16 protein-coding genes are annotated in these 19365 nt (G+C 64.9%); 11 read left to right on the forward strand and 5 right to left on the reverse strand.

From position 1 onward, the window contains the following. Nucleotides 1–18: 18 nt before the first annotated feature. From AC0WRY_RS33235 to ugpB, 3 genes are all read right to left on the reverse strand, one after another. Complete coding sequence (locus AC0WRY_RS33235) at nt 19–1641, reverse strand: ABC transporter substrate-binding protein (protein ID WP_491122455.1); 1623 nt, start codon at nt 1639–1641, stop codon at nt 19–21. A 225-nt stretch (nt 1642–1866) separates the two neighbouring features. Further along, the gene (locus AC0WRY_RS33240; RefSeq protein ID WP_491122456.1) at nt 1867–2826 is read right to left on the reverse strand and encodes an aminoglycoside phosphotransferase family protein; all 960 of its coding nucleotides are present in this window, start codon (nt 2824–2826) and stop codon (nt 1867–1869) included. Nucleotides 2827–2988: 162 nt separating this feature from the next. Beyond that, on the reverse strand, nt 2989–4323 hold the full coding sequence (gene ugpB, locus AC0WRY_RS33245) for a sn-glycerol-3-phosphate ABC transporter substrate-binding protein UgpB (RefSeq protein ID WP_194404929.1): 1335 nt from the start codon (nt 4321–4323) through the stop codon (nt 2989–2991). Between the two features lie 204 nt (nt 4324–4527). Here ugpB and AC0WRY_RS33250 point away from each other — a divergent pair, with 204 nt between their 5' ends. From AC0WRY_RS33250 to AC0WRY_RS33295, 10 genes are all read left to right on the forward strand, one after another. Then, nucleotides 4528–5538, forward strand: coding sequence for a TRAP transporter substrate-binding protein (locus AC0WRY_RS33250; protein ID WP_194404930.1), 1011 nt, complete (start codon nt 4528–4530; stop codon nt 5536–5538). A 6-nt stretch (nt 5539–5544) separates the two neighbouring features. Then, nucleotides 5545–7623, forward strand: a complete 2079-nt coding sequence (locus AC0WRY_RS33255) for a sensor histidine kinase (RefSeq protein WP_246776377.1) — start codon at nt 5545–5547, stop codon at nt 7621–7623. After that, the gene (locus AC0WRY_RS33260; protein WP_491122457.1) at nt 7593–9338 is read left to right on the forward strand and encodes an ATP-binding response regulator; all 1746 of its coding nucleotides are present in this window, start codon (nt 7593–7595) and stop codon (nt 9336–9338) included. The genes AC0WRY_RS33255 and AC0WRY_RS33260 overlap by 31 nt, the downstream gene beginning before the upstream one ends. Nucleotides 9339–9348: 10 nt before the next feature. After that, on the forward strand, nt 9349–10083 hold the full coding sequence (locus AC0WRY_RS33265) for a response regulator (RefSeq protein ID WP_194404932.1): 735 nt from the start codon (nt 9349–9351) through the stop codon (nt 10081–10083). Nucleotides 10084–10511: 428 nt separating this feature from the next. Then, nucleotides 10512–11123 carry a sigma-70 family RNA polymerase sigma factor gene (locus AC0WRY_RS33270; protein WP_194404933.1) on the forward strand — a complete coding sequence of 204 codons (612 nt, stop codon included), beginning with the start codon at nt 10512–10514 and terminating at the stop codon, nt 11121–11123. Nucleotides 11124–11470: 347 nt separating this feature from the next. Then, nucleotides 11471–12169, forward strand: coding sequence for a cytochrome c biogenesis CcdA family protein (locus tag AC0WRY_RS33275; RefSeq protein WP_194404934.1), 699 nt, complete (start codon nt 11471–11473; stop codon nt 12167–12169). A 28-nt stretch (nt 12170–12197) separates the two neighbouring features. Beyond that, nucleotides 12198–12761 (forward strand): thioredoxin family protein, encoded by a 564-nt coding sequence (locus AC0WRY_RS33280; protein ID WP_491122458.1) that lies wholly within the window; start codon nt 12198–12200, stop codon nt 12759–12761. Between the two features lie 102 nt (nt 12762–12863). Beyond that, nucleotides 12864–13838, forward strand: coding sequence for a hypothetical protein (locus tag AC0WRY_RS33285; protein WP_194404936.1), 975 nt, complete (start codon nt 12864–12866; stop codon nt 13836–13838). Nucleotides 13839–14188: 350 nt separating this feature from the next. Continuing rightward, nucleotides 14189–14782: a L,D-transpeptidase gene (locus tag AC0WRY_RS33290; RefSeq protein WP_194404937.1), complete on the forward strand. Its 594-nt coding sequence runs from the start codon at nt 14189–14191 to the stop codon at nt 14780–14782. Between the two features lie 86 nt (nt 14783–14868). Next, entirely contained in the window at nt 14869–15906 is a 1038-nt protein-coding gene (locus tag AC0WRY_RS33295) for an amino acid ABC transporter substrate-binding protein (RefSeq protein WP_194408492.1), read from the forward strand. A 207-nt stretch (nt 15907–16113) separates the two neighbouring features. On the opposite strand, the gene AC0WRY_RS33300 is transcribed toward AC0WRY_RS33295, so the two are convergent. Further along, nucleotides 16114–17253: an acyl-CoA dehydrogenase family protein gene (locus AC0WRY_RS33300; RefSeq protein WP_194404938.1), complete on the reverse strand. Its 1140-nt coding sequence runs from the start codon at nt 17251–17253 to the stop codon at nt 16114–16116. Nucleotides 17254–17381: 128 nt separating this feature from the next. Then, on the reverse strand, nt 17382–18581 hold the full coding sequence (locus AC0WRY_RS33305) for an acyl-CoA dehydrogenase family protein (protein ID WP_491122459.1): 1200 nt from the start codon (nt 18579–18581) through the stop codon (nt 17382–17384). Between the two features lie 137 nt (nt 18582–18718). Here AC0WRY_RS33305 and AC0WRY_RS33310 point away from each other — a divergent pair, with 137 nt between their 5' ends. Further along, nucleotides 18719–19264, forward strand: a complete 546-nt coding sequence (locus AC0WRY_RS33310; protein ID WP_491122460.1) for a carboxymuconolactone decarboxylase family protein — start codon at nt 18719–18721, stop codon at nt 19262–19264. Nucleotides 19265–19365: the final 101 nt, after the last annotated feature.

The raw sequence follows: 19365 nt of genomic DNA on the forward strand, positions 1-19365 counted from the left end.
CCTAGCTCTACTTGTTACTCACCCCTTCACGAGCGCGCGATAATCCAGCCTCCGGTGGAACCAGTATTGGTAGCCGCTGATGTTCTTCTGCATCGCGACGTTGACGAAGGGCTGGTAGAGCGGGATGCGCGGGATGTCGGTGAAGGCGAGATCGACGAAGCCCTTCACGTCGGCATCGTAGGCCGCCTTGTCGCCGGCAGCGGCCGCGGTGCGCGCGCCGTCGATGAGCTTGTCCATCTCCGCCGACTTGTAGCTCATGGTGTTGAAGACGGAATTGTTGCCGTGATAGCACCAGTAGAAGAAGTATTCGGGGTAATCGAGCCAGCCCGAGAACACGTTGGTGAAGAGCGGCATCTCCTTCTTGTTGAGTTCGGTGCGCCAGTTGGCGCCGGGCACCTTGTTGATGGTGGTCTTGATGCCGATCTGTGCGAGAGATTCCTGCACCAGCACGCAGAGCGGCTCGTTGACGCCTGCGAAATTCAGGTCGAACGAGATCGTGGTCTCGAAGCCGTTGGCATAACCCGCCTCAGCCAGCAGCGCCTTCGCCTTGTCCATGTCGGTGTTGAACTTGTGCGGCTGCGGCCAGGCGACTTCGGTCGGCTTGTCCTTGGGCGCCCCGAACATCGGGTTGGCGAGGCCGAACATCACGGCGTCCATGATCTTCTGATAAGGCAGCGCGTAGGCGACGGCCTGGCGCACCTTCGGATTGTCGAAGGGCGGCTTGGTGACGTTCATGCCGATATACTGGATGCCGTTGGAGAACGGCAGCGACACCACGTTGAGCTTGCCGTTCGCCTTCATCTCCTGGAAGTCCTTGTTGGGCAGCTCGTAGGAGATGTCGGCGTCGCCGCGCTCCAGCAGTGCGCGGCGGTTGCCGGCCTGCGGCACCATGCGCCAGATCACGCGCTTGATCTTCGGCAGCGGACCACACGCCCAATCGTCGTTGCGCTCCATGATGACTTCGGTGCCGGCGGTCCACTTCGTCACCTTGTAGGCGCCGGAGCCTGCGGTCTGCTGCTTTGTAAACTCGAGGCCCCAGGGATCCTTCTCGCTCGCATTCTTCTTCACGAGCTCCGAGTTGACGATGCAGGGCACGATCACGGCGAGATCGGGGATCGTGAGCCTGTCCTTCTTCAGGAAGTCGACGCGCACGGTATAATCGTCGATCACGACGAACTGCTCGGGCTTGGTCAGCGAACCCGCGCTCATCTGGAAGGTCGGGAAGCCGCCGACGCTGACGGCGCGGTCGAGCGACCATTTCACGTCCTTGGCGGTGACGGGCGTGCCGTCGTGGAATTTGGCGTTCTTACGCAGCTTGAAGGTGACCGACTTGTCGTCGATCTTGAAGTCCTCGGCGAGCTCGCCCTTGAACTTGTCGCGGTCGTAATAGGGCACGCCGCCGGGGCCGACCTTCATCTCGTGGCTGATCAGGCGGTCGTAGCAATTCCACGACACCTCATAGCCGGGCACGTTGGTGCCGATGCCGTGAATGTCGAGATTGTTCGGCCCGCCCTCCGAGACGATCAGCAGCGTCTCCGAGCGCCCGTCGGCATAGGCGGTGGAGATCACGGACGGCATCGCCGGAAGCGCCGCTCCGGCGGCCAATCCGGACACGGACTTGAGGAAATCGCGGCGCTTCATGAAATGGCTCCAACGCAAAGGGTTTGGTTGGAACTGGATTCGCAAGGTTCGTGCCAAGGGTTAAGAAGCGATTATGATCGATCTAAACTACTGGATTAACACGATAATCTAGATTTTTGGCCTATGCGCGGCCTTCGCCTCGGCTCATCACATTGCATACAAAGATGCGGATTTGCTTACTTTATAGGCGATGACTAACAGTCGCCCGCCTTCTAATCAGGGTCGTCAGGTGGCCCAAATCAGCTCCTGCAATTCGATGAGATCATCGGCCCTGTCCTGCCAGCCCTCAATGCAGATGTGGCTGTTGAGGTCGCTGGCGCGGTGCAGCAGCATCAGGGCCATCAGGCGGCGCTTGAGCGCGAAATCCGGCTTCGGATAGCCAAAGCCTTCGAGCAGGCTCTTCACCCTCCCCGGCTGGCCCGCCGCCATGAAGGCGCCGGGGCCGAGCAGGTCGTAGTCGCGCCATCCCGCCAGCACGTCGCCGAAGTCGAACAGGCCGGCGAGCGACCATTGGTCATCATCGCAGGCGAGCAGAAAATTCTCGGGAATGTATTCGCCGATCAGGATCACCGGCGGCGCGACCATGGGGATCAGCTTTTCCGCGTCACGCAGGAGATCATCGAGGCCGGCGAGAAACTTTGGCGCGAGGCCGAGACGGGTGTGACGCGCGCGGCAGCCCCGCATCTGTCCGCGCATGAAATCGTCCCAGCGCGGCTCGATCTGCGCGAGCGGGCCGAGCGGCGCGCACTGCACGGCGGCGATGGTCTCGCCGATCTGGCGCAGCACACGCTCTTTCTGGTTTTCCGGCAATGAGGGCCAGACCTCCGAGCCGAGCGTGCCTGATAGCCGCGTGATGACGAGATAGGGCCAACCGTCATGCTCACCTTCCGCGACGATCTCCGGGATCGGCAGATCGAGACGGCCTTTGAGCTGCGCAAGCGAACCGCGCTCGGAGACGAACTGGGCGCGGAGCAGCGGCGGGAAGATCTTCAGGATCAGTTGTTCGCCAAGCCCGACCACGAGATTGGTGCCGGTTACAAACACATGCGGCGCGCTGGTGTCGAGACCATGGCTGCGCGCGATGTCGAGCGCGATCGGCAGCCATTGTGAGGGAGCGGCGCGAAAGGTGCGGAAGCTCTCGGCGTCGGGGAGGTCTGGCAACCCCTGCAATGGAGCGGAGATCATTTGGGATAGTTCAACGATATGAGCGTCATTGATTCAGTGCGAACCGAGCAGGCGGTGCACCTCTCCCGCTTGGTGGAGAGAGCCCTCTCCCCAACCCTCCCCCGCAGGCGGGGGAGGGAGCGCACCGAGCTTGCGGCGACAGCTACGCTCATTCGCAAGACGCTACCGGTCCGGGCTGGCGCGCTCGAACTGGCGGAGCAGCTTGTTGCCGCGCTCGACGGCGGAATCGAGGGCTGATTGCGCGCTCTTGTGGCCGGCAAATGCCTGCTCCAGCTCGTCCTCGATCGCGCCGCGGATCAGCACGAAGGAGCCGAGGCGGATGCCCTTCGAATTCTCCGTCGGCGGATGCAGCGTGATCTCCTCGAACGAGATCGCCGAGCCCGGATTGCGCTCGTAGAAGCCTTGCGCGCGCGTCAGCTCGGAGGCGGCGCGGGTGATCGGCAAATAGCCGGTGTTCTGGTGCCAGGCCGCCTGCACGCCGGGCTGCGACAGATAGGCGAAGAACCGCGCCACGCCCTTGTACTCCTCGCGCGGCCGGTCGCGCAGCACCCACAGCGTGGCGCCGCCGATGATCGAGTTCTGCGGCGCGTCCTTCACGTCGGGCCAATACGGCATCATGCCGTAGCCGATCTCGAATTTCGAATTCGCCCTGATGTCGGCGCGCGTCGCCGAGGAACCGATGAAGATGCCGCATTCGCCGTTCTGGAAGCGCGGCTCGGCGGCCTGTCCGCGTCCGCCATAGTCGAACACCTTGGTCTTCTGCCATTCGGCGAGCTGGGCGACGTGGCGCACAAGGGTGGGATTGTTGATGGTCAATTCCGCATCCAGCCCGGCAAAGCCGTTCGCCCGGCTCGCCACCGGCAGATTGTGGAAGGCGGAGAAATTCTCGACATGGATCCATGAGGGCCAGGACGTGGTGAAGCCGCACGCAGCGCCGCGGTCGCGCAGGCGCTGTGCCGCGAGCCCCAGGGCCGGCCAGGTCTTCGGCGGCGCCTCCGGATCGAGGCCGGCGTCGCGGAACATGGTCTTGTTGTAGTAGAGGATCGGCGTCGAGGAATTGAACGGGAACGACAACAGATTGCCCGCCGCGTCGGTGTAATAACCGGAGACCGCCGGCAAATAATCGGCGAGCGAGAACGGCTCGCCCTGGTCGCGCATCAAAGTGAACACCGGATAGATCGCGCCCTTGGCCGCGGTCATGGTGGCCGTGGCGACCTCGTTGACCTGGACGATGGCTGGCTGGCTGCGCGAGCGGAACGCGAAGATCGCGGCGGTCACCGTCTCGGTGTAGTTGCCCTTGTAAGCGGGCACGATGCGGTAATCGGACTGCGAGGCGTTGAAATCGGAGGCGAGCTTTTCGAGCTGCCGGCCGAGCTCGCCCGACATCGCGTGCCACAGCGCGATGTCGGTGGCGGCGCCCGCAGGCACAGCCCATGAGAAAGCCGATGAGAAGGCCGCGAGGGCGGCGACGATTCGTAGAACGCGCAAGGCTGGCATTGCGATGGCTCTTCCCACGCCGCGGTCGACAAGGCGGCCGCCCTGCTTAAGGCGCGGCATAGCCGGTTTCAACCGTGAATGAACGGCGGCCGCGCCGCACAATCGATCCCAGCCCCCGCGGCGGGATGGTCTTCCCCCGACCATCTGCTAGATTGCATTGAACCTTTTGCCCCCGCCATAGACTCCACCACTGAGGGGTTGAGTGTGCCAGTGCTGAACCGTGCCGAACTCTCGCGGACCGGGGTAATCTTCGTCGCGCTTTTGCTCGCCGCAGTCTCGATGGGCATGCGGGCGACGGGCGCCGTTGCGCGCGAATTTCGCGCCGCCGATACCCAGACCGAGGATTACCCGACCGTCCAGGCGCTGCGCTACATGGGCGCCCTGATCGCCGAGCGCACCCAGGGCCGTCACGAGATCAAGGTGTTCCACTCCCGTCAGCTCGGCGAGGAAAAGGAGACCATCGAGCAGACCCGGGTCGGCGCGATCGACCTCAACCGGACCAATGTGGCGCTGATCGGCAACTTCGTTCCCGCGATGAACGTGCTCGCCATGCCGTTCCTGTTCCGGTCCATCGAGCACATGCAGAAGGTGCTGGACGGGCCTGTCGGCAGCGAGATCCTTGACAGTTTCGAGCCCTACGGCTTCGTCGGGCTCGCCTTCTACGATTCCGGCGCGCGCTCGATCTACAACGGTGTCCGTCCGGTGAAGAGCATCGCGGATCTCAAGGGATTGCGGATCCGGGTGCAGCAGTCGGAGTTGATGAGCCAGATGATCCGCGCGCTCGGCGCCGAGCCGGTCGAGATGCCCTATGGGCAGGTGCTGACCGGGCTCGCCAATCATCTGGTCGACGGCGCCGAGAACAATTGGCCATCCTTCGTGACGACGGACCATTACAGGCATGCTGGCCACTACACGCTGACCGAGCACACGATGAGCCCCGAGGTGCTGGTGATCTCGCTGAAGGCCTGGCAGAGCCTGTCGCCGGACGACCAGAAGATCTTCCGCGAGGCCGCGCAGCGCTCCAGCCGGTTCATGCGCGAGAAATGGCGCGACCTCGACGAGCAGTCGCAGCGTAAGGCAGAGGAGGCCGGCGTCACCATCATCAGGGACATCGACCGCAAGCCGTTCGAGGACGCGATGGCGGCGATCTACGCCAAGGCTGGGCGCGATCCCGCGGCGGCCGCGCTGATCGAACGCATTCGCAAGGTGGAGTGAGCCGCGTTGGCTGCACTTGGACATCACGAGCACGCGGAGCGGCCGGCCGGCCCGATCGGTCGGCTGCGCGCGCGTCTCGTCGGCGTGCTGCGGGCGGTGCCGATCCGCTGGCGCATCCTGTCGATCGCCGCGCTGAACTCCGCCGTGGTCGTGGTGCTGGTCGCCATGATCTGGAACGGCGCGCAGGTGCTGGGCTCGGCCTGGGACGACGTCCGCCAGGTGCGCGAATCCGACCGCATCCTGGCGCTGCTCGAAAGCGAGACCGGACGCCTGCACAATCTGATCCACCGCTACATCAACCAGCCGAGCCCGGACCTGTTCGCCGAGATCCTGCTGCTGCGCGAGGCGGTGCTGGGCACGCTGAGTAACCGCGCCGCCAAGGACCCGATGCTGTCGGGGTCGGTCGAGGAGCTGGAGCGCACCACCGACCGCTTCCTCAACGGCTTCGGCGAGCTGCGCAGTGTGCAGGCCACCATCGCCAAGACCTATGAGGAGCAGGTGCAGGGTCCGGCCCGGGACATGGCGGGCCTCTATTCCATCATCGAAGGCGCCACCGGCCATCGCGACGCGCTGATCTGGCCCTCGCTCGGGAAGTCCCGCGAGGCCTTCACCGCGATGCTGGTGGCGGCCAATTCCTATTATCTGTCGCTGTCGACGGGCGCGGCCGATGACGCCCGCCGCAACACCGAGACGATCGAGAGGACCATCCCCGTGATGATCGATCTCGCCGACAACGATCTCCAGCGCATGGCGCTGCAGCGGCTCGGGGCCCGCACCGCCGCGCTGCGCGAGGGCTTTGCAAAGCTCTCCGAACAGCTCGCGAGCCGCACCGAGCTGCTGCGCAACACCATCGACGCCAGCCAGGCCGAGGCGATCGGCGCCATCGACGACCTCTCGACCATGATGCGCCAGCGCGAGCAGAAGGCGCAGGAGACGTTCGACCGCACGCTGGCGGATATCTCACGGCGGGTGCTGTCGATCGCGGTGATCTTCCTCGGCATCATCCTCACCGCCGGCGTGATGATCGCGCTGTCGATCCGGCTGCCGCTGCAGCAGATCATGACCGCGATGCGCGCGATCACGCTCGGCGATCTCGACCGCGAGGTGCAGGGCACCAAGGCGCGCGACGAGGTCGGCGCCATGGCGCGCGCGGTGGAGGTATTCCGCGAGAACGCGATCGCCAAGCGCCAGACCGAGGACGAGCTGCGCGCCTCCAAGGAGAAGGCCGAAAGCGCGCTGCTCGAGCTCAACACCGCGCAGCAGAATCTGATCGACGCCGAGCGGCTGGCGGCGCTCGGCGGCCTCGTCGCCGGCGTCGCCCACGAGGTCAACAACCCGATCGGCATCAGCCTGACCGTTGCCTCCAGCTTCGCCCGTCGCACCGAGATCTTCGAGGCCCAGCTCAAGGGCGAGGGCGGCCTGCGCCGCTCGCAGCTGGAGGAGTTCGTGCAGTCCTCGCGCGATGCCTCGCAGCAGCTGGTCGCCAACCTGCAGCGCGCCGGCGAGCTGATCCAGTCGTTCAAGCAGGTCGCGGTCGACCGCTCCCATGCCGAGCGGCGGCAATTCTCGCTCAGCGAGGCCACCGACCAGATCATTGCAAGCCTCAGGCCGGTCCTGAAGCGCTCGCCGATCACGCTCGAGGTCGACGTGCCCGAAGGCCTGCTGCTCGACGGCTATCCGGGCTCCTATGGCCAGATCCTGACCAACCTCTTCCTCAACGCCGCCAACCACGCCTTCGCCGACGGGCGCGCCGGCACGATCACGATCTCGGCGCGGCCGCGCGGGGCCGACGACATCGAGCTCAGCTTCACCGACGACGGGGCCGGCATGACCCCGGACGTGCAGCGCCAGGCCTTTGACCCTTTCTTTACCACCCGGCGCAATGAAGGCGGCACGGGACTTGGCCTGCATATCGTCTATAACCTCGTCACCCAGCAGCTCGGCGGCCGCATGATGCTGGAATCCAAGCTGGGACAAGGCACTACTTTTCGCATTATCATGCCCCGCATCGCCAAGGGCGGCGCGCAAAGCACAGAAAGCGACGGGACTTCTCAATGGCCGAACAGGACGATGTCCTCCACCTGATCGACGACACCGGTACCGCGTCGGAGGATAGCAACGCCCGGAAGTGGAAGATCGCCGTCATCGACGACGATCCGGCGGTGCATGACGGCACCCGTTTTGCCCTCTCGGATTACAGCCTGAACGGCCAGAGCCTGGAGATCCTGTCGGCCTATTCCGCGGCGGAAGGCCGCAAGCTGATGGCCGAGCACGGCGACATCGCCGCCGTGCTGCTCGACGTCATCATGGAGACCGACGTCGCCGGCCTCGAGCTGGTCGAGTTCATCCGCAACGAGATCAAGAACGAGACCGTGCGCATCATCCTGCGCACCGGCCAGCCCGGCCAGGCGCCGGAGCGGCGCGTGATCGTGCAGTACGACATCAACGACTACAAGGCCAAGACCGAGCTCACCGCCGACAAGCTGTTCACCTCGCTGACCGCGGCGCTGCGCTCTTATCAGCAGCTCGAACGCATGGTGCAGACAAGGCGCGGGCTCGAGATCATCATCGATGCCGCCTCGACGCTGTACGACTTCAAGTCGATGCAGCGGCTCGCCGAGGGCGTGCTGACCCAGCTCGCCTCGCTGCTCAATGTCGACTGCGCCGGCATCCTGGTCCTGCGCGACAATGGCGGCATCGATCCCGAACTCTCGGTGCTCGCCGGCAGCGGCTGCTACAGCCGCTTCATCGGCACCACGACGTCGAAGGCGCTCGACCCCGATCTGCGCGAGATGGTGGAGGCGGCATTCCAGCGCCGCAAGAACGAGTTCGCCGACCATCGCAGCGTGATCTATCTGCGCACCGGGTCCGGCCGCGAGGTCGTGGTGCTCTTGCAGGCCGAGCGCGAATTGTCCGAGACCGACCGCTCGCTGGTCGAGATCTTCTCCTCCCGGCTCTCGATCGCCTTCGACAACGTCATCCTCTACCAGCAGCTGCAGGACGCCAACACCCAGCTTGAGGACCGCGTCGCCCAGCGCACCCGCGCATTGATGCAGGCCAACCGCCGCCTCTCCGCGCAATGGCTGCGGCTGCAGCGGGCCAACGGCTTCAAGAACGAGATCCTCGGCACCGTCGCGCACGATTTGAAGAATCCGCTCGGCGTCATCCTCGGCCGCACCGAGATGCTGAAGGAGCTGATCTCGACCGGCGCTTCGGAAAGCGGCGTGGTCGCCCAGGTCGATCACATCCGCGATGCGACGAAGCGCCTGACCACGATGGTCGACCACCTGATCTCGGACGCGATGGCCGACGCCTTCGACATCACCATCCGCCGCGAGCCGGTTGACGTCGCCGCCCTGGTCAAGGAGGTCGCCGAGGCCAACCAGCCGCTCGCCGTCAACAAGCAGCAGACGATCAGCGTCATCGCACCGGCCAACATCGTCACCATGTGCGACACCGACCGCATCCGCGAAGCCATCGACAATCTCATCAGCAACGCCATCAAATATTCGCCGATCGGCGGCAAGATCGACGTCGCCGTCAGCCATGAGGGCGGCGACACCATCGTCCGCGTCAGCGACGAGGGCGCCGGCCTGTCGCCGGAGGATCTCGGCCGCCTGTTCGGCCGGTTCCAGCGACTGTCGGCCAAGCCGACCGCCGGCGAGAGCTCGACGGGGCTCGGCCTCTCCATCGTCAAGCGCATCATCGACATGCACGGCGGCGAGGTGACCGCCGACAGCGACGGGCCCGGCAAGGGCTCGACCTTCACCATCACCCTCCCCGCGACCGAAATGCCGTGATCAAGAGACCATGACCCAAAGCCAGCACATCATGATCGTCGACGACGAAGCCCCGGCCCGGGAGATGGTCGGCGATTATCTCAAGATGCACGGCTTCACCGTGACGCTGTGCGACGGCGGCAAGAGCTTGCGCGCCGCGATCCAGGGCAGCATGCCGGATCTCGTCGTGCTCGACCTCAACATGCCCGAGGAGGACGGCCTCTCGATCATCCGCGACCTCAAGAGCCGCATCAACGTACCGGTCATCATGCTCACGGCGACCGCGAGCCCGATCGACCGCGTCGTCGGCCTCGAGCTCGGCGCCGACGATTACGTTGCAAAGCCGTGCGAGCTGCGCGAGCTGATGGCGCGCATCCGCTCGGTGCTGCGCCGGAGCGTGCCGGCCAAGGCCGCCGCGCCCGAGGCGGCGGCGAAGTCCGACAAGGAGCAGCTGGTACGGTTCGGGACCAAGTGGCTCGATCTCGAAGCCCAGGCCCTGCGCGACGACGAGGGCAACGAGCACCCGCTGACCGCGTCCGAGTTCGGGCTGTTGAAAGTGTTCGCGGCCAATCCCAAGCGCGTGCTGTCGCGCGAGCGCCTGTTGGAATTGGCCAATGCGCGCGACGCCGAAGCCTTCGACCGCGCCGTCGATCTGCGCATCATGCGCATCCGCCGCAAGATCGAGCCCGATCCGGCCAAGCCGGCCGTGATCCGCACCATCCGCGGCGGCGGCTATCTGTTCTCGCCCCAGGGCGAGAAGGCGTAGAGGGCAGGCGGCGGAGCGCGGTGCCGTAGCCCGGATGGAGCGCAGCGTAATCCGGGGGCGCTGTATCCGCGGATCGAATTGTCCCGGACTTCGCTGCGCTCCATCCGGGCTACAAGAGCAAGCCGGTGTAGGTTCGCGGAGCGCCCATCTGGGACGACATCGGTGGGTGCAGCGCGACCGAACGCAAGACCCAGAAATACGTTCCCGACTGCTCAGGGCGCCGCCAAATCCCCACCCCGTATTTTCCGTACATTGAAATTCCACGGCTTTTTGCCCCGAATGTTTCGTCGCGCCCCCTTCGACGAAACAATTTGGCGGCGCACGAAACCATTTTCCGCTTTTCGTGCAGACGTCCCGAAACGTTGGCTCATTAACACTTTGGTCCAAGGAAACGCCGCTCGGTTGCGGCGCTACGGGGAGCCAAGTCCATGCGGAACGTCATCGCCATCAACGCCCAAGCCAGCCAGAGCATCATCGCCGCTCAGGCGACCTCGGACGACATGCTCCTCGAAAGCATTGCCGACGGTAACCGGACGGCCATGCACATCCTTTACTGCCGGCACAATGTGCGGGTGTATCGCTTCATCCTGCGCATCGTGCGCGACGCCACCGCGGCGGAAGACCTGGTCAGCCAGGTGTTTCTGGACGTGTGGCGGACCGCCGGCCAGTTCCAGGGCCGCTCGCAGGTCTCGACCTGGCTGCTCTCGATCGCCCGCTTCAAGGCCCTGACCGCGATGCGCCAGCGCCGCTTCGAGGACATCGACCAGGAGGACGTGCGCCAGATTCCTGATGGCAATGACACGCCCGAGACCTCGCTCGACCGCAGCGACACCAGCGCCATCCTGCGCGCCTGCGTGCAGAAGCTGTCGCCCGCGCATCGCGAGATCATCAACCTCGTCTACTACCACGAGAAGTCGGTGGAGGAGGTCGGGCAGATCATCGGCATCCCCCAGAGCACCGTGAAGACGCGGATGTTCTACGCCCGCAAGCAATTGGCCGAATTGCTTAAAGGCGCCGGCGTCGAGCGTTTCGCGGCCTGAGGCCAACGATTTCAAAGGGTTGGGGCCCGCCAGGCGGCCCCGCCCCGGGACACGGAAGTGTTACCGCCGACGAAACAATTGAAACAAAGCACAACATCAGGCGGAAAAACTTCCTCCCTATAAAGCTCACATACGGTTTTGCTTAAACCTCCCAAGGACCTCCAGCGACCCGGACGGGATGCCCCCCTCCGGGTCGTTTTGTGTTTGGGGGTCGCAGACGCTGGAAGCCACGGCTGCTTCCACATCGTCATGGCCGAGATTCGACCCCCGTCACGAAGGCGTGACGGTGCGTAACGACCACCCCACCGCGCCCGAACTGCCCTCGTGACCTCCCTCGCGAGTGCGCCATGCTCGAACTGCTCTTCGCTCTCCTTGCCGGCATCCTCACCATCGCCGCGCCTTGCACGCTGCCGATGCTGCCGATCCTGCTCGGCGCCTCGATCGGGCGCGACGGTCGGCTGCGCCCCCTGATGATCGCGCTCGGCTTCGTCGTCTCGTTCTCGGCGGTCGCGCTGCTGCTCGGCGCGCTGACGCGGCTGTTCGATTTCGATCCGAACGTGCTTCGCGAGGCCGCCGCGATCCTGCTGCTCGGCTTCGGCCTGTTGATGCTGTGGCCGGCGCCGTTCGAATGGCTGTCGATCCGGCTCAATGGCTGGCTCGATCTCGGCAGCGCGGGCGGCGCGCCACGCGAGGGCGCGCTCGGCGGGCTGATCCTCGGCACCACGCTGGGCCTGGTCTGGACGCCCTGCGCCGGCCCGGTGCTAGGCTCGATCCTGACGCTGGTTGCGACCTCGAAGAATCTGGCCTGGGCCGGCACGCTGCTGATCGCCTATGCGATCGGCGCGGCGATCCCGATGCTGGCGATCGCCTATGGCGGACAGGCCGCGACCACGCGGGTGCGCAGCCTTTCGCGGATCACCCCACGCCTGCAGCAGGGCTTTGGAATCGTCGTGATCGCCTTCGCCCTCGCCGCCTATTTCCAATACGACACGCTGATCGTGGCGTGGCTCACCGGCTTCTACCCGACCGGCCAGATCGGCCTGTAATCCCTCATCTTCACCGGAGGACTCGCCCATGACGTTCAAACTGCTCGCCGTCTCAGCTGCACTTGTCGGCCTCACTGCCACCGGCGCCGTCATCCCCGGCTTCTGCGACGAAGCCGCACCCGCCGTGCCGATCCAGGTTGCCGCAGCAAGTCAGCAATCCGCGCCCGACTTCGCCGGCATCAACAATTGGTTCAACTCGAAGCCGCTCAGCCTCGCTGAGCTCCGCGGCAAGGTCGTGCTGGTCGACTTCTGGACCTATGGCTGCGTCAACTGCGTCAACACGCTGCCGCACGTCACCGAGCTCTACGCCAAGTACCGGGACAAGGGCCTCGTCGTGGTCGGCGTGCACACGCCGGAATTCCCGTTCGAGCGCTCGGCCTCCAACGTGCAGGCCGCGCTGAAACGCCACGGCATCACCTATCCGGTGGCGCAGGACAATGAGTCCAAGACCTGGAACGCCTACCGCAACCAATATTGGCCGGCGCAATACATCATCGACCAGAACGGCAAGATCGTGTTCCAGCACGCCGGCGAAGGCCGCTATGACGAGATCGACCGCACCGTGGCCAAGCTGCTGAACGCCAACAGCTGATGCCGCACGGACGCCGCGCGGCGGGTTTCGGTTGTCGCCCTTGTTGCTTGACTCCACGGACCCGTCCGTGGAGGTTCGCGGCATCGGAATCAGCCGCCCGCGATGGACGATACAACGACCGCTCCCGACATCCGCCTTCGTGAAGGCTCTTCGATCGCGCAGCGGCTGGTCGTGGCCGGCTTCGCGGCGGCCGTTGCGCTGTGCTTCACGCCGGGCCTGTTCACGCACGACACCCTGGAAATCATCATTTCGGTGGTGGCGCTGCTCATCGGGGCGGGATTCGTCGTCGGCATCATGCTGGCGCCGGCGGTGGTGTGGATCATCACGGCGAACGAGATCCTGATCGGACGGCAAAGCCCGTTCGGAAAGCTGCGTACGCGCATCGTCGCGAAGGACGACATCACGGCGTTGCAGGTTCCCGGCAGCAAGCGGGTGAAGGCGCGCTTTCAACTCGTGTTTACGCTGGCCTCGGGAGAGCGCTTGACGTCGCCGCCTATCTCCGACGTCACGCATGTGCGCGACACCGTGGCCCGGATCGCGGCGCAGTTCGAGGTTCCCAATGTCGAGGAGCCCGTCAATCCGCTCGATGCCAGCAATCCGGAGATGCATCTCGGCGAGCCGCTGGAGGCGTTTCCCGCGCGGGACATCAGGATCGTCTCGCTGATCGTCGTCGCTCTGTCCGCCGTGCCCTACGCCTATAAGCTTTGGCGCGGATGGCCGCCCAGCCATGTCGACATCCTGCTGCTGCCGCTCGGCGTGCTCGCGGCGTTCGCCGTGCATCGCTATGCCAACCTCCTCACCGGCGCGCTCTGGATCATCCGCGAGCGCGACATCCGCGTCGAACGGCTGTGGGGCGACGGCACGCCGCGCACGGATAATATCGAGGGGCCCGACGTCAAGACGATCACCGTCGACCGCCGCGGCCGGTCCGAGGACGAGCACTGCATCATCACGATCCGGTTGCGCTCGGGGCGCAGGTTTCGCAGCCCCCGCATCGGCTCGCGGGTGGAGGCGCGTGCGGTGGGGGCGGAGATCGTGCGGCGGCTGGGGATCGCGGCGGAGAGCAACAAGATCTGACTGGCTTCCGATCACAATGGTCGATGTAGATAACGCGGGCTCGGTCTGAGCCTCTCCCGCTTGCGGGAGAGGTCGCGCGGGTGAGGGTTCTTTCCTCTGGGGGAGTGTCCCGTTGCGGAGACACCCTCTCCCCGGCCCTCCCCCAAGCGGGGGAGGAAGCGCAGCCCCGTTGCCGCCGCGACCTAAGCTTTTCGCGCCATCCCCTGTTTGTGGCATTGCCCGGCACCGTTAAAAAACCATAGGCATTCTCGTGACATATCAGGGCGGCGCGCCATCAACTTGCCATGAACCTGCCCCTCAGGTTTGATGCTTCTGAATGATTTGCGCTGTGGCAGCGGGGAGAGCTTGAGATGACGGATTTTCGTCGCCTGACCGGGATGTTCATGGCTGCGGTGGGGCTCATTCTGTCCACGCCCTCTGCCTTTGCCCAGCAGCCTGACCGCGGCGACGAGCCGGGCCTGGTCGCCGACGACGCCTACCAGCTCGAGCCGGAATGGCAGAAGCAGGTCGTCTATTTCCGCACCACCGAGGCGCCGGGCACGATCATCGTCTCGACCGCCGAACGGCATCTCTATCTGGTGCAGCCGGGCGGGCGAGCGATCCGCTACGGCATCGGCGTCGGCCGCGACGGCTTTCAGTGGCAGGGCCTCGTGACCATCACCAACAAGAAGGAGTGGCCGGACTGGACGCCGCCGCCGGAGATGATCCAGCGCCAGCCCTATCTGCCGCGCTTCATGGCCGGCGGCCCCGGCAATCCGCTGGGCGCCCGCGCCATGTATCTCGGCACCACCGTGTACCGCATCCACGGCACCAACCGCCCCGACACGATCGGCACCAAGGTGTCCTCAGGCTGCTTCCGTCTCGTCAACAACGACGTCGCCGATCTCTACGACCGCGTGCCTGTCGGCACCAAGGTCGTCATCCGTCAGAAGCCTGAGCTGTAAGGCTATCGTTGGAGCATGATCCCCGGGGATCATGCTCTGCGCCCTCCTCCCAATTTCTTTTCCCGATTTTTCGAGAGAGCAACATGATGCGCACTTTTCGAGGCGGCCTGCTGATCGGGCTCGCGGTCGCCGTGCTGGTCGCCGTTCTGGCCATCATCTACGAGTTCTACGACACCCGCACCCTGAAGCGCACCGTGCGCCGCGGCGAGGTGCTGTGCGGCGTCAACAAGGGACTGCCGGGCTTCTCGATCCCCGACGACAAGGGCAACTGGACCGGGTTTGACGTCGATTTCTGCCGGGCGGTGGCCTCGGCGATCTTCAACGATCCCGGCAAGGCCAAGTTCGTTCCGCTCGACGCCAACGAGCGCTTCAAGGAATTGCAGAGCCGGAAAGTCGACATCCTCTCGCGCAACTCGACCTGGAGCATGGCGCGCGAGCTCGACTACGACCTCTATTTCCCGGCCGTGGCCTACTACGACGGCGTCGGCTTCATGCTGCCTCGCGCTCGCAACAAGGAAACCTCGCTGGACCTCGCGGACAGCAAGGTCTGCGTGCAGAGCGGAACAACAACGGCACTCAACGTCTCCGACTACTTCCGTGCCAACAACATGAAGTATGAGGAGGTCAAGCTCGACAATCTCAACGACGTCGTGAAGGCCTACGACAGCGGCAAGTGCGACACGCTCTCGGCCGACGTCTCGCAGCTCTACGCGCTCAGGCTGAACCTGACCAAGCCCGGCGACCACATGATCCTGCCGGACATGATCTCCAAGGAGCCGCTCGCCCCGGTCGTGCGCCAGCGCGACGACGACTGGATGATGATCGTGAAGTGGACGCTCTACGCCATGATCAACGCGGAGGAACTCGGGGTGACCTCGGAGAACATCGACGAAGCCCTGAAGTCGAAGAAGCCGGAAGTGATGCGCCTCGTCGGCACCGAGGGCAATTACGGCGAGCAGCTCGGCCTCACCAAGGACTGGGTCGTCCGCATCATCCGCCACGTCGGCAATTACGGCGAGATGTACGAGCGCAATATCGGCGAGAAGTCGAAGCTGAAGATTCCGCGCGGCATGAACCAGCTATGGAACGCCGGCGGCGTGCAGTACGCACCGCCGATGAGGTAGGAAGGGGCGGCTCCCCTGGTGTCGTCCCGGCGAACGCCGGGACCCATACCGCGTGGTCTATCGATCAACGCAGGTGACGGCACCGCGGAGAGACTCTCCTAAAGTCCGAGCCGTCGTCAAACTACTCCTTGGGGTTATCGGTCCCGGCGTCCGCCGGGACGACACCGGGGGTGAGGCGCTACCGTGCCGCCCCTTGAGGCCGTCGCCTCAATACCCCCGCGCCCGCGCCAGCTGCTCGGTGTGGTAATTGGCATCGCCGAACAGCTCCTCGCAGACCCTGGCGCGCTTCATGAAGAAGCCGATGTCGAACTGGTCGGTCATGCCCATGCCGCCGTGCATCTGCACGCCTTCCTGCACCGCGCGCGTGGCGGTGGTGCCGGCCTTCGCCTTGGCGACCGCGACGGCGGAGGCCGCCTTCGCGAAATCGGCGTCCAGCGCCTGCAGCGCCTTCATGGTGGCGGCGCGGGTGATCTCGATGTCGACATAGAGCTCGGCGGCGCGGTGCTGCAGCGCCTGGAATTCGCCGATCAGCTTGCCGAACTGCTTCCTGTTCTTGAGGTATTCGACGGTGCGGTTGAAGACCTCCTCGCTGAGCCCGACCATCTCGGCGGCGACCGCGCCGCGGCCGATGTCGAGCACGCCGTTGAGCAGGCCGGCTGCCTGATCGACTTCGCCGAGCACGCTGTCGGCGGTGACCTCGACATTGGAAAGCTCGATCCGCGCCGCATTGTGCGCGTCGACCATGATGGTGCGCTCGACCGCAACGCCCTTGGCCTTGGGGTTGACCAGGAACAGAGTCAGGCCGTCCCGCTCGCCGGCAGCGCCGGACGTGCGCGCGGCGACGATCAGGAGATCGGCGACGTGGCCGTCGACCACCAGCGCCTTGGCGCCGGAAAGTTTAAAACCGTTGCCGGCGCGCACGGCCTGCAGGCTGGTCTGCAGCGGACGATGTTTTGCGCCCTCGTCGATCGCGAGCGTGGCGAGCAGCGAGCCGTTCGAAATCTTCGGCAAATATTCCGATTTCTGCGCGGCACTGCCGGCGCGGGCCAGCGCCGAGGCCGCGACCACCGAGGTCGCGAGGAAGGGCGACGGCATCAAGGTGCGGCCGATCTCCTCCATCACGATTCCGGCTTCCATGACGCCGAGGCCGCTGCCGCCGAATTCTTCCGGCACCAGCAGGCCCGCAAAGCCCATTTCGGCGAAGGAATGCCAGAGCTCCTTGGAGAAGCCGATGGGGTCCTTGCTGTCGCGCAGATGCCGCAGGTGCGACACCGGCGCCTTGTCGCTGATCAGCCCGCGCGCGCTATCGCGGAGCATCGATTGTTCTTCGGTGAGGACGAGGGCCATGGTGCTTAAGTCTCTAATATCGCGTGACGCATATTGTTGGTGTCATTCCAGGGCGATGCGCAGCATCGAACCCGGAATCTCGAGGTTCCGGGTCGATCCTTCGGACCGCCCCGGAGCGACGGAAAGCCTCACGCCCCCGGCAAATCCAGGATGCGCTTGGCGACGATGCCGAGCATCACCTCCGTCGTGCCGCCCTCGATCGAGTTGGCCTTGGTACGCAGCCAAGCGCGCGGACGAGCGCCCTGCCTGGAGCGCTCGCTCTCCCATTCCAGCGCATCGACGCCGCCGGCCGACATCAGGATCTCGTAGCGGCGCTTGTTGAGCTCGGTGCCGTAATATTTCATCGCCGAGGAGAACGCCGAATGCGCCTGCCCCGCCTTGGCGAGATCGACCGCGCGCTCGGCGCAGGCCGCGAGTGCGGCTTCATCGACGTCGAAGGTGGCGATCTTCCCACGCAGCATGGCATCGTCGAGCTTGCCCTGCGTATCGGTGCCGACGGAATCCGCCGCGATCTGGCCGAGCGGACGGCCGGCGCCGCGCTCGCCCATCCCTGAGATCATCGCGCGCTCGTGCTGCAGCAGATATTTGGCGACGTCCCAGCCGCGGTTGACGGTGCCGACCACATGCGACTTCGGCACGCGGACGCCGTCGAAGAAGGTCTCGCAGAACGGCGAATAGCCGGAAATCAGAAGGATCGGCTTGGTCGTCACGCCCTTCGAGGTCATGTCGAACAGGATGAAGCTGATGCCGTCGTGCTTCTTCGCCGTGGGATCGGTGCGGACGAGGCAGAAGATCCAGTCGGCGTAATTGGCGTAGGAGGTCCAGATCTTCGAGCCCGTGATGACGAAATCGTCGCCGTCGCTCTCGGCGCGGGTCTGCAGCGAGGCCAGATCGGAGCCGGCATTCGGCTCGGAATAGCCCTGGCACCAGCGGATTTCGCCGGCCGCGATCTTCGGCAGATGCTCCTTCTTCTGGGCCTCGTTGCCGTATTTCAAGAGCGCCGGCCCGAGCATCCAGATGCCGAAGCTCGACAGCGGCGGACGCGCGCCGATTTTCGCCATCTCGGCGCGTAGCACCTTGTGCTCGGCCGCGCTCAAGCCGCCGCCGCCATACTCCTTCGGCCAATCAGGCACGGTCCAGCCCTTGTCGCGCATGCGCTCGAACCAGATGCGCTGCGGCTCGGAGGAGAATTTTGCGTTGCGCCCGCCCCAGAACACGTCGGCATCCGAGGTCGCGGGCTTGCGCATCTCGGCCGGGCAATTGGCCTCGAGCCAGGCGCGCGTCTCGCTGCGGAATGTTTCGAGCTCGGTGGAGTCAGTGTCACTCATGGTCGTTTCCATCAATCAAATCGACTTGTTGGGCACGACTCTGGGCCAAGCTCCTGCGGAATTCAACCACTTCCGCGCGCCCGCATTCCGCTATAGTCGCGGCCAAGACGGTGCTTGAAAACAAAGAGGAAACGACGATGCGCCTGAAACTTCTTTCGCCTGGCGAAATGAACGAGAGCCAGCGGCAGACCTATGACGAGTCGATTGCCGGCAAGCGCGGCAAGCCGCCGGCGCCGATGATGGCCTGGCTGAACAGTCCCGACATGGCCCGCCACGCCACGCGGCTCGGCGAGGTCTTGCGCTACGACACGATCTTTCCGGCAAAGCTCTCGGAGATCGCGATCCTGGTGACGGCGCGGCACTGGACCGCGCATTACGAATGGTACGCCCATAAGCGCCTCGCGCTCGCGGGCGGCATGGACCCTGAAATCATCGACGCCATCCGCGATCGCCGCACGCCCGAGTTCGACGACCCCAAGGGGAAGATGATCTACGATCTCGCGAAATCGCTGCACGAGGGTCACGGCGTCGAGAAGGGCCTCTATGATGAGGCGGTGAAGCTGCTCGGCGAGCGCGGCGTGGTCGAGGTGATCGGCCTGTGCGGCTACTATACGATGGTGTCGATGACGCTGAACACCTTCGAGTTCGAGCTGCCCAAGGGCGAGGTGAAGGAGCTGGCTTGATTGCCGATCCTGGTGCGCAATTGCGCGTCAGGAAACGCTGGGTTTCAGGATAGGCCAATAGCAGTGTCCCGAGGTCCACCCTATGTGGAGTTCATCAACGG

The sequence above is a fragment of the Bradyrhizobium sp. T-12 genome, assembly GCF_058314695.1.

Bases quoted from the DNA above. Each gene is read 5' to 3' on its own strand.
- AC0WRY_RS33235 (WP_491122455.1), bottom strand. From the start codon at position 1,641: ATGAAGCGCCGCGATTTCCTCAAGTCCGTGTCCGGATTGGCCGCCGGA.
- AC0WRY_RS33240 (WP_491122456.1), bottom strand. From the start codon at position 2,826: ATGATCTCCGCTCCATTGCAGGGGTTGCCAGACCTCCCCGACGCCGAG.
- ugpB (WP_194404929.1), bottom strand. From the start codon at position 4,323: ATGCCAGCCTTGCGCGTTCTACGAATCGTCGCCGCCCTCGCGGCCTTC.
- AC0WRY_RS33260 (WP_491122457.1), top strand. From the start codon at position 7,593: ATGGCCGAACAGGACGATGTCCTCCACCTGATCGACGACACCGGTACC.
- AC0WRY_RS33265 (WP_194404932.1), top strand. From the start codon at position 9,349: ATGACCCAAAGCCAGCACATCATGATCGTCGACGACGAAGCCCCGGCC.
- AC0WRY_RS33270 (WP_194404933.1), top strand. From the start codon at position 10,512: ATGCGGAACGTCATCGCCATCAACGCCCAAGCCAGCCAGAGCATCATC.
- AC0WRY_RS33275 (WP_194404934.1), top strand. From the start codon at position 11,471: ATGCTCGAACTGCTCTTCGCTCTCCTTGCCGGCATCCTCACCATCGCC.
- AC0WRY_RS33280 (WP_491122458.1), top strand. From the start codon at position 12,198: ATGACGTTCAAACTGCTCGCCGTCTCAGCTGCACTTGTCGGCCTCACT.
- AC0WRY_RS33285 (WP_194404936.1), top strand. From the start codon at position 12,864: ATGGACGATACAACGACCGCTCCCGACATCCGCCTTCGTGAAGGCTCT.
- AC0WRY_RS33290 (WP_194404937.1), top strand. From the start codon at position 14,189: ATGACGGATTTTCGTCGCCTGACCGGGATGTTCATGGCTGCGGTGGGG.
- AC0WRY_RS33295 (WP_194408492.1), top strand. From the start codon at position 14,869: ATGCGCACTTTTCGAGGCGGCCTGCTGATCGGGCTCGCGGTCGCCGTG.
- AC0WRY_RS33300 (WP_194404938.1), bottom strand. From the start codon at position 17,253: ATGGCCCTCGTCCTCACCGAAGAACAATCGATGCTCCGCGATAGCGCG.
- AC0WRY_RS33305 (WP_491122459.1), bottom strand. From the start codon at position 18,581: ATGAGTGACACTGACTCCACCGAGCTCGAAACATTCCGCAGCGAGACG.
- AC0WRY_RS33310 (WP_491122460.1), top strand. From the start codon at position 18,719: ATGCGCCTGAAACTTCTTTCGCCTGGCGAAATGAACGAGAGCCAGCGG.